Origin of the sequence: Acinetobacter sp. UBA3132, assembly GCF_002364825.1 — a bacterium.
In the GTDB taxonomy this organism is placed as follows: domain Bacteria; phylum Pseudomonadota; class Gammaproteobacteria; order Pseudomonadales; family Moraxellaceae; genus Acinetobacter; species Acinetobacter schindleri.
The window spans coordinates 1-9,551 of the sequence record NZ_DEZM01000188.1 but is presented as its reverse complement, the minus strand read 5'-3'; the positions used below and the strand labels follow the sequence as shown (position 1 = coordinate 9,551).

Annotated in this window: 12 protein-coding genes; 5 read left to right on the top strand and 7 right to left on the bottom strand. The window is 43.5% G+C overall.

Annotation, left to right across the window (positions count from 1 at the left end; translation table 11 throughout):
• Positions 1-89 precede the first annotated feature (89 nt).
• A complete protein-coding gene (locus B4033_RS10200; RefSeq protein WP_286833640.1) occupies positions 90-338 on the top strand; it encodes a hypothetical protein in 249 nt (82 codons plus the stop codon).
• Between the two features lie 35 nt (positions 339-373).
• On the opposite strand, the gene orn is transcribed toward B4033_RS10200, so the two are convergent.
• Positions 374-928, bottom strand: coding sequence for an oligoribonuclease (orn, locus tag B4033_RS10195; protein WP_004813140.1), 555 nt, complete (start codon positions 926-928; stop codon positions 374-376).
• A gap of 124 nt (positions 929-1,052) precedes the next feature.
• Between orn and rsgA the strand changes: the two genes are divergently transcribed.
• The 4 genes from rsgA to secB all read left to right on the top strand — a co-directional run bounded on the left by rsgA (position 1,053) and on the right by secB (position 3,386).
• Positions 1,053-2,111: a small ribosomal subunit biogenesis GTPase RsgA gene (gene rsgA / locus B4033_RS10190; protein WP_286833638.1), complete on the top strand. Its 1,059-nt coding sequence runs from the start codon at positions 1,053-1,055 to the stop codon at positions 2,109-2,111.
• Positions 2,112-2,204: 93 nt separating this feature from the next.
• The gene (locus tag B4033_RS10185) at positions 2,205-2,612 is read left to right on the top strand and encodes a rhodanese-like domain-containing protein (RefSeq protein ID WP_004813143.1); all 408 of its coding nucleotides are present in this window, start codon (positions 2,205-2,207) and stop codon (positions 2,610-2,612) included.
• A gap of 22 nt (positions 2,613-2,634) precedes the next feature.
• Positions 2,635-2,889, top strand: a complete 255-nt coding sequence (gene grxC / locus B4033_RS10180) for a glutaredoxin 3 (RefSeq protein ID WP_004813145.1) — start codon at positions 2,635-2,637, stop codon at positions 2,887-2,889.
• 38 nt (positions 2,890-2,927) lie between these two features.
• The gene (gene secB / locus B4033_RS10175; RefSeq protein WP_004813149.1) at positions 2,928-3,386 is read left to right on the top strand and encodes a protein-export chaperone SecB; all 459 of its coding nucleotides are present in this window, start codon (positions 2,928-2,930) and stop codon (positions 3,384-3,386) included.
• A 60-nt stretch (positions 3,387-3,446) separates the two neighbouring features.
• Here the strand turns inward: secB and B4033_RS10170 are convergent, their stop codons facing one another.
• The 6 genes from B4033_RS10170 to B4033_RS10145 all read right to left on the bottom strand — a co-directional run bounded on the left by B4033_RS10170 (position 3,447) and on the right by B4033_RS10145 (position 9,301).
• On the bottom strand, positions 3,447-3,842 hold the full coding sequence (locus B4033_RS10170; RefSeq protein ID WP_286833633.1) for a cytochrome b562: 396 nt from the start codon (positions 3,840-3,842) through the stop codon (positions 3,447-3,449).
• 179 nt (positions 3,843-4,021) lie between these two features.
• The gene (locus tag B4033_RS10165) at positions 4,022-4,828 is read right to left on the bottom strand and encodes an enoyl-ACP reductase FabI (RefSeq protein WP_004890043.1); all 807 of its coding nucleotides are present in this window, start codon (positions 4,826-4,828) and stop codon (positions 4,022-4,024) included.
• Between the two features lie 129 nt (positions 4,829-4,957).
• A complete protein-coding gene (locus B4033_RS10160) occupies positions 4,958-5,779 on the bottom strand; it encodes a TatD family hydrolase (protein WP_286833631.1) in 822 nt (273 codons plus the stop codon).
• Entirely contained in the window at positions 5,776-6,729 is a 954-nt protein-coding gene (locus B4033_RS10155) for an RsiV family protein (protein WP_286833630.1), read from the bottom strand. Before B4033_RS10155 ends, B4033_RS10160 begins: the two co-directional genes overlap by 4 nt.
• A gap of 51 nt (positions 6,730-6,780) precedes the next feature.
• Positions 6,781-7,617: a hypothetical protein gene (locus B4033_RS10150; protein WP_286833629.1), complete on the bottom strand. Its 837-nt coding sequence runs from the start codon at positions 7,615-7,617 to the stop codon at positions 6,781-6,783.
• A gap of 91 nt (positions 7,618-7,708) precedes the next feature.
• Positions 7,709-9,301, bottom strand: a complete 1,593-nt coding sequence (locus B4033_RS10145; RefSeq protein ID WP_004813164.1) for a peptide chain release factor 3 — start codon at positions 9,299-9,301, stop codon at positions 7,709-7,711.
• Positions 9,302-9,551 lie beyond the last annotated feature (250 nt).

The window sequence follows — 9,551 nt, the reverse complement described above, 5'->3', positions numbered from 1 at the left end:
GATTTATGAAAGAGGTCTAATGATTTATGAAAGAAGCCTAATAACCAGAATATTTTAATCCTTCTCAGCTTACAGGGAGTCAGGTCAGTATGCTATTTAACGCCCTTTATGCACTCATGGTTGTTCTGTTCCTGCTTTATCTTTATGGCTTAGTTTTTAAAAAGCAGAAAAATTATTATCTCAGTGTCATGATTCGCTTACTGACTTTGGGATTATTTGCTTTAATTGTCTTTGATCAACATGAAACCCAGATCCATCTGGCTTTGGTCCTGCTCACCTGGGTACTGTTTGAAAGCAGCGACAATTTTTATAATAAAAGCCTCTCTTCAAGTAAATAAAAAAGAGGCTTTATGCCTCTTTTTCCATGTCCGGACTATTTGTTCATAATGAAAAAATATTCACGATAGTATTTCAGTTCAGCAATTGAATCACGAATATCATCCATCGCCAGATGGGAAGCATTTTTCTTGAGGCCACTCATGATTTCCGGACGCCAGCGTTTTGCCAACTCTTTCACTGAAGACACATCCAGGTTACGGTAATGGAAATATTGCTCCAGTTCTGGCATCAGACGGTGTAGGAAGCGACGATCCTGACAGATCGAATTACCACACATGGGTGATACTTTTGGATTGACCCATTTTTTCAGGAATTCAATGGTTTGTTGTTCAGCATCTTGTGCAGTAAGTTTGCTGCGACGCACACGCTCCACCAGGCCCGATTGTCCATGTTGACGGGTATTCCATTCATCCATGGCATTGAGCACACGATCCGACTGATGAACTGCAAGGACAGGACCTTCGGCAAGAATATTTAAATTGTCATCGGTTACAATCGTTGCAACTTCAATAATCTGGTCATTGTCTGTATCCAGACCTGTCATTTCCAGGTCGATCCAAATCAGGCGGCTATCCGGGGTGCTGCTCATAAATGTGCAATCTTATTAGGCTATAAAACATTTATAGTAGCAAATTTATTACGTCGATGCTGTAACTGACACCCTGCTTCATGCTATTTTTGCCATCTCACTCCCATGGTTTTTTAGGATTTGAATGGCTTTAATACGTAAACGTCGTTTAACTGAACAACAACAACGTCGTATTCAAAAACAGCACAAAACGCGTCAGGAAGAGGCGGATACCTCTCAAGACCTGGAAGGACTGGTCGTGCAGCATTATGGTCGACAGCTAGAAGTCCAGGCGCTTTCGGTTCCTGAACTGCATCCTGAAAAACCGGTGGTGGCTGAAGGTGAACCTGAACCCTTCTGGAAAGAAATTGAAATGGGCAGTGTGTGGCGCTGTCATACCCGTACTAACCTTGAATTGCTGGTCACAGGTGACCGGGTCAAATGGCAGGCTGATCCAAATACTGGCTTGGGAATTATCACTGCGATTCATCCGCGTAAATCGCTGCTGACCCGACCTGACCGTTATCACAAGGTTAAACCGGTCGCAGCCAATGTTTCCCTGATCGTGATTGTATTTGCACCATTGCCTGAGCCAGCACCAGGCCTGATTGATCGTTATCTGGTGGCTTGTGCCGATGCAGAGATTCCCGCACTACTAGTCCTGAATAAATCAGACTTGCTCAAGGAAAATGATCCAATTCTGGAACTGCTGCAAGAATATCAAGACCTCGGTTATGAAGTGATGCAGACCCAATCCGATGGCGACCTGAGCGCTTTATCTAACCGTCTGGAAAATGAAACGGTCGCTTTTGTCGGTCAGTCCGGTGTCGGGAAAAGTACGCTGATTAATGCGATCGTGCCGGATGCAGCACAGAAAACCAATATCATTTCCGAGAACTCGGCACTTGGTCAGCATACAACGACATCAACACGTCTGATTTCCTTTGGTGATGGCGCTGCCCTGATTGACTCTCCGGGGATTCGTGAATTTGGCCTGTGGCATTTGACTTTAGACAAGGTACAAACCGGTTTTCCAGAGATTGAAAATCTGCTAGGGCACTGTCAGTTCCGTAACTGCACGCATAAACATGAAAAGCAATGTGCTTTACGTCAGGCAGCAGATTCAGGTGAAATTTTGCCACGTCGTTTGGACAGCTATCTGCGATTAATTGATGAAATCACGGAAGCTCAACAAAAAAATTGATATTCTTAAGCTTTAGCCCTTGAAGCGGTGATTTTGATCACCATATTTATGAGCTATACTCTTGGCAATTTTGAAATTGTAATTAGGTGAATTGTGGAACGTTGGTTCGAGTTTATGGGGAATCACCCCTTCTTGTTTGGTGCACTTGCAGCATTGGTGGTTTTGTTCTTCATTATCGAAGGTCAACGTAACGGTCGTAAAATTTCTCCGCAATCGCTGGGAATTTTGGTTAAGGCAAAAAATGCCATGCTGATTGACCTGCGTGATGCCAAAGATTTCCGTGAAGGTCATATCAGCGGTAGCCGTAATATTCCATACAGCCAAATTACCAAACATGTCGAAGAGTTAAAAACAGCAGATCGCCCATTGGTGTTCATTTGTAATCTTGGGCAAGTTGCAGGTACTGCGCTACAACAGGTCGGTCATGCAGATGCTTACCGTCTTGATGGCGGCATCAGCAACTGGAAAGCCCAAGGCTTACCTCTGGTGAAAAGTAAATAATTTACGATCAGGAGATTCATTCATGGCTGAAGTCATTATCTATTCAACGACTGTGTGTCCATACTGTGTCCGTGCAAAACAGCTCCTTGAGCGTAAGGGCGTAGAATATAAAGAAATCAATCTGTCTAAAGAAGATCCGCAGGTTCGTCTTGATTTGATGCAACGCACCAATCACCGTACCGTGCCACAGATTTTTATTAATGAACAATTCATCGGCGGTTTTGACCAGCTTTATGCTTTAGAGCGTGAAGGCAAACTCGACGAATTACTGGCTTAATTGCCCTTTAATTATCACCTCATATTAAGGATTAAAGAATGAGTGAAGAACAACAAGCTCAACCACAATTGGCATTAGAGCGTATTTACACTAAAGACATTTCTTTTGAAGTACCTGGGGCACAAGTTTTTACCAAGCAATGGCAACCTGAGCTGAACATCAACCTGTCTTCTTCTGCAGAAAAGATTGATCCAACTCACTTTGAAGTCGCTTTAAAAGTGGTAGTACAGGCAAACAACGAAGGTGATACAGCATTTATCGTTGATGTCACTCAAGCAGGTATCTTCCTGATTGATAGCGTTGAAGAAGAGCGTCTGCCTTACATTCTTGGTGCGTACTGCCCGAACATCCTGTTCCCATTCCTTCGTGAAGCAGTGAATGATCTGGTCACTAAAGGTAGCTTCCCACAGCTACTGCTTACACCAATCAACTTTGATGCTGAATTCGAAGCCAACATGCAACGTGCGCAAGCTACTGCTGTTGAAGGTCAAGCTTAATCGTTTGATCCTGAATCAAAAAGACCGCAATTGCGGTCTTTTTTATGGTCTGCTTATAACTTATTTAAAGGCTTGATGTCCCTGCTTTTTAATCTCATCCATTTTCACAGACAAATTTTGGGCTTCCTGTAACTGCTTAACAGCAACCAGCTGTTCTGCTTTTTTAATCTCTTTTAGCAAATCCTTTAGCAATCCCTGATAGGCCACTACATGTGCATCTTCGGCTTTCAGTTTTTGCAGCTTGGATGGTAAATGTTTCTGGTAGCTTTCTACAGTTTGCTGCATGATCTGTAATGCTGCTTGTGCCTCTTTAGAATCCTCTGCAGCTTTAAATTTTTTCAAATTTTTATCCAGGTCATGCATGCTGTAATGCTGGTGCTCTTCTATTGCCATAGCCGAAGTTCCCAGACCTAAGCCTATAACGAAAATGATGCTAATCCACCGTGATTTAAACATGGTTATTTTCCTGATTTTTTTGTTTTAAGCATCTTAATGGCAAAGTATTAAAAGATAAATTATCTTCATCCTATTTTTTAGACTTGATGTCATCAGATTTACATCATTGTCCATTAGCATAAAAAATAAAAACCCCTCAATTGAGGGGTTTTCTTTACTTGAAATAAGTATTAAAAATCTTATTCTGCATCCAGCATCAGCTCTGCGCTCATGCCAACCGTATTATAACCGGCATCAACATACATGATTTCGCCAGTAATGCCATTCGCCCATGGTGAGCACAGGAATAATGCAGCATTACCAACATCTTCAATGGTGACATTACGTTTAAGCGGAGCCACTTTTTCATTCAGATCCAGCATTTTACGGAAAGATTTAATGCCAGACGCTGCAAGGGTACGGATTGGACCAGCTGAGATGGCATTCACACGGATACCGTCTGCGCCCAAGCTAGATGCCAGGTAACGTACACCCGCTTCTAGTGATGCTTTCGCCAAACCCATCACGTTGTAGTTCGGCATCACGCGCTCAGAACCTTGATAAGTCAGAGTGAGTAGACAACCTTGGCGTGCAGCTAAAAGTGGCTTTGCAGCACGTGCCATCGCGATAAAGCTATAAGCACTGATGTCATGTGCAATCTTGAAACCTTCACGATCCGTCACATCAGTAAAGTCACCGTCTAAGGTATGTGCAGGTGCAAAACCGATTGAATGCACGACTCCATCCAGACCATCCCAGTGTTTTGCCAGTTCTGCAAATGCATGGTCAATTTCTGCATCTACCGCCACATCACAAGGAAATACCAATTCAGAACCGAATTGTGCAGCAAAATCATCTACACGTTTTTTCAGCTTTTCATTTGGATAGGTAAAAGCAAGTTCTGCACCTTCACGGTGTAATGCCTGAGCAATACCAAAAGCAATTGATAATTTACTTGCAATACCTGCGATCAGGAAGCGCTTACCCGCCAATAGTCCTTGTGCCATGTGAATCTCACTCAAAATAATTTATATGCATGATGCCAAGTCTAAAGCATTTTAGAAATTGCATAATGCGCCTTTTTTCATTGGATCATACATTGAAATACAGTTTTCAACTGATGCAAGGATTTTATATTAGATATCCAGATGCAAAGCCTGATGGGTATTTTTCCAGAGCTGTTCTGCCAGTTCCTCTTGATCCATATACAAACTTTTAGCCAGTCCTTGCAGCACATAGGGCAGATTTGCAGGCGTATTGCGGGTACGCTGTTCAGTAGAATGCTGACAACATAAGGGCGTCATGTCTGGACAATCGGTTTCAAGGACCAGATGTTCCGGGCCCATCTGCTGTACCACCTGATGCAGTTTTCGGGCATTGGGATTGGTAATTTGTCCTGTTACCCCAATCTTGAAACCCAGTTTGACAAAAGCCTTGGCTTCTTCAATTCCCCCACCAAAGGCATGCGCAATACCGCCCTGTTTAAATTGATGTTCTTTCAGCATTTTGAGTACTTCTGCATGAGATTTACGGATATGCAGTAAAATCGGTTTGTCATACTGCTGTGCCAGTTCAATCTGAGCAGCAAAAAAGTCTTTCTGCTTCTGAAAAATTTCTGCTTGCTTATGCTGTTTCAGAAACGTATCCAGACCGATTTCACCAATGGCAATACAGTCTTCAGTTTGCAGGATCTGCTCTAAATCCTGCAAATGGTCCTGCTGATGTTGCTCGATATAAAAAGGATGTAAGCCGGGGGCTAAATAGCTCCTTGGCGCATCGGCAAGATCATTTAAAAAATGCTGGGTTTGAATCAGGTCCTGAAAACGCTGCTGTAAAAAACCGATCAGGATTAGCCCTTCCACGCCTGCCTTTTTAGCAGCATAAGCTAACTGTTCCCGGTCATAATCAAAATCAGGAACATCGAAGTGGGTATGCGTATCAAACAGTTTCAGGCTCATTTTGCAACTTGGGCTTCTGAAGCAGCCTGTTCAGTTTTCGGCAGATACTCTGGTTTTAAGACTCCCTGTAAATCACTATAAGGAATATTTAAACGCGGCAAGCCGACCACATAAGGTCCAATTTCATATTCTGCATATTGCAGTGCCAGACCTTGTTTGGTCAGGAAGAAATTATCCGTTAACTTGAATTTCCAGGCCTGCTCGTATTCTGCAACATCAGTTGCCAGCTCTGAATCAATTACCCAGGTTTTAAAGGCTTCATGCGCTTTGGCTTCCAGCTGCGCCTTTTGTTTTGGCAGGACAATATCATCCAGCTTGACCAGCTTTTTACTGTCGAGGTCAAAGTTATAATAGTTCTGTGCAGTAGAACCATGTGCCCCACCCAGATAATGTGTGCTATTTAATACTACTGTGGCCAGCGGATTTCCAGGATTCAGGATCTTCGGCTTGATCATCAGGCTAATACTGTGATTGGCACTGAGTGCTTTCAGCTCCTTGTCCAGATTCAGGAAAGTCTGCATATAAGGAATAGTCTGCTTTTCCAGCTGCTGACGTGCACTGAGCTGGGGTTGAGTTACAGCTGCCTCTGAAGCTGCGGATTGAACAGGTGTTGGCTCACTGGCGGCTTGTACTTTCGCTGACGTAATCGCATCAACATCAAGCATACCCTTCAGTCGGGCTAAAATCTGTTGATCAATAAATTCATCAATAAAACGCTGATTACTGTTCAGACGTTCAATGGTGATTTCAGGACAGCTTTTACCATCACATTCCGGGAGATCCAGGTTAAGCTTTTCGGTTTCACCCTTGAGCTGGACGATTTCAGGCTCTGCCTGAGTGACTTCCGGTGGATTAACCTCTTTGGCTTCCTTTTCTCGAGGCTGACAGGCAGTCAACAGAATCGCTGTCGCCAATAGAGACAGGCCGAATATCTTGTTATATTTTGGCATTCAATACCCTTTTGTGTTACATCACATTCCACCCGTTTTCGGGCATCAATCCTAAAACATATGCTGATACACTTCAGCTTTCAAGACCTGTTGTGTTTGTTCTTGACTAAGATAAATATCAAGTTGTTTAGCATCCTTGACAATTTCCCCACCACGATAATGCAGCCCAATCCCCTCCTGATCAAAGAACCAGTCAGCTTGCCCCCAATACAGTTTTTTCGGAGCAGTTTGTCGGACTTCTTTACTATTTTCTTTTAGCCATTTTGCATAAGCATTTTGCACGATCTTGTCCATCGTGACCCGTTTTTGTGGATCAATAATTTCTAAGGCCGTTAGATTTTTTTGACTGCGGCGGTCTGCCACATAAAAATAATAGCGTTCCTTCACCGTAACATTTTCCTGCTCTGTATCCACCCCAATCTGCATTAGCACATACTGATTATGCTGATAAGGGATGCGGGTATACATGGACAGTTGATAGGCTTTATTGATTTTAATCTGTTCCTGCCAGGCATCTGACTTTTTTACATAGGCATTGACGGCCTGCTGTAAGCTCATGTCCTGCTGCTGATCTTTATCCCTAATCTGATCCTGAATCACCAGTGCCTGTTTACGTTCCATCCACTGGTTCAACCATGGATCTACCGTATCCAGGGTCTGAATATCCACTTCGATACAGTTTTTGGTTTCACAAAATGGGAGTGCAATCTTGGCCGGCTGTTCCTGAATATTCAGATAAGGCAATACATCTGCCTTTTCTACTTGCTTAATTTCGACTACCGTATCCTGAGTTTTTGTTTCTGGTTCTGATTTTTTTTGATCGCAGGCGCCCAGCAATAATCCTAAACTGATTGCTGAACTCAGCATGACTGCATTGCTAAGTTTCATATTCCCAAGCAAATTTGAAAAGATAAGTGAATGTAGCACAAAATAAAACAGCTTCCTGAGAAGCTGTTTTATTTTTAAATCATTTTATTACTTAGTGTTCACGGGTATTACGGAACACGATGTCAGGGTAACGTTCCTGCATCAGTTGCAGATTGACACGGCTTGGTGCCAGATAAGTCAGATGGCCGCCACCATCAACAGACAACTGGTCATGGGCTTTTTTCTTGAATTCATTAAATTTCTTTTCATCATCACAAGAAACCCAACGCACAGTATTAATACTCACTGGCTCGTACACGCAGTCTACTTTGTATTCTTCTTTCAGACGATATGCGACAACTTCGAACTGTAGCACACCCACTGCCCCAACGATCAGGTCATTATTATGTTGCGGCATGAAGACTTGGGTTGCGCCTTCTTCAGAAAGCTCTTTCAGACCTTTTTGTAACTGCTTAGATTTCAATGGATCTTTCAGACGTACACGACGGAACATTTCCGGCGCAAAGTGTGGAATACCTGTGAACTGCAGATCTTCACCTGAAGTAAAAGTATCACCAATCTGAATAGTACCGTGGTTATGCAGGCCAATAATATCGCCTGGCCATGCTTCTTCCAGATGCTGACGGTCACCCGCCAAGAAGGTCAATGCATCACTAATACGTACATCTTTACCCAGACGCACATGCTTCATTTTCAGGCCTTTTTCATACTTACCTGAACAGATCCGCATGAAGGCAATACGGTCACGGTGCTTCGGATCCATATTGGCCTGGATCTTGAAGACGAAACCACTAAAACCTTCTTCAGTTGCTTCAACTTTACGGTTTTGTGTTGGATGTGCTTTCGGCTCCGGTGCATATTCACTAAATGCATTCAGGACATGGTCTACACCAAAGTTACCCAATGCCGTACCGAACAACACTGGTGTTTGGCGACCTGCCAGGAATTCTTCACGGTCTAATGGCTCATTGGCCATTTGAACCAGTTCAAGAGATTCTTCAAATGCTGCCCATGCCAGCTCACCTACTTTTTCACGCAGATCCGCATGGTCATAACCATCACGTACTTCGATGTCAGTAATCACTGAACCGAAACCCGCCTTATAGACATAGAATTTTTCTTCAATCAGGTTGTATACGCCAGCGAAGTCACGACCAGTACCCAGCGGCCAGGTGATTGGCACACATTTAATTTTCAGGACGTTTTCGATCTCGTCTAGAAGCTCAAGCGGCTCACGGATTTCACGGTCCATTTTGTTGACGAAAGAGATGATTGGTGTATCGCGCATACGACACACTTCCATCAATTTAATGGTACGGTCCTCGACACCTTTTGCACCATCAATTACCATCAGCGCCGAGTCCACAGCAGTCAGGGTACGGTAGGTATCTTCCGAGAAGTCTTCATGCCCCGGGGTATCGAGCAGGTTGATCATCTTGTCTTTAAACGGGAACTGCATGACCGAGGTCGTGATCGAAATACCACGTTCCTTTTCCATTTCCATCCAGTCCGAAGTCGCCGCACGGTCAGACTTACGGCTTTTTACCATACCGGCAACCTGGATTGCCTGCCCCCATAACAGCAGTTTTTCTGTCATGGTCGTTTTACCGGCATCAGGGTGGGAAATAATCGCGAATGTACGTCGCTGAGCGACCTGCGCCGCTAACTCTTGTTTAAAACTCATGGAAAATACCTACTGCAGATCCGCAGTGCAAAAGATCAAGCACGATCAATATGAAAAATTGGCGATATTGTAGCAGAATTTCTAAATGCAGTACTCATTCCTCAATGCCCACCCTCTCCTGTACTTTTTGTTTATAGAATGGACAGGTTTTAGAAGAATACCGTCTTCAGGTTGAAATTTCGGGAGAAATATCGACTTTTACCTCATGGTGAAACCTATTTAAATAGATTTATATTAGACCTCTTTCATA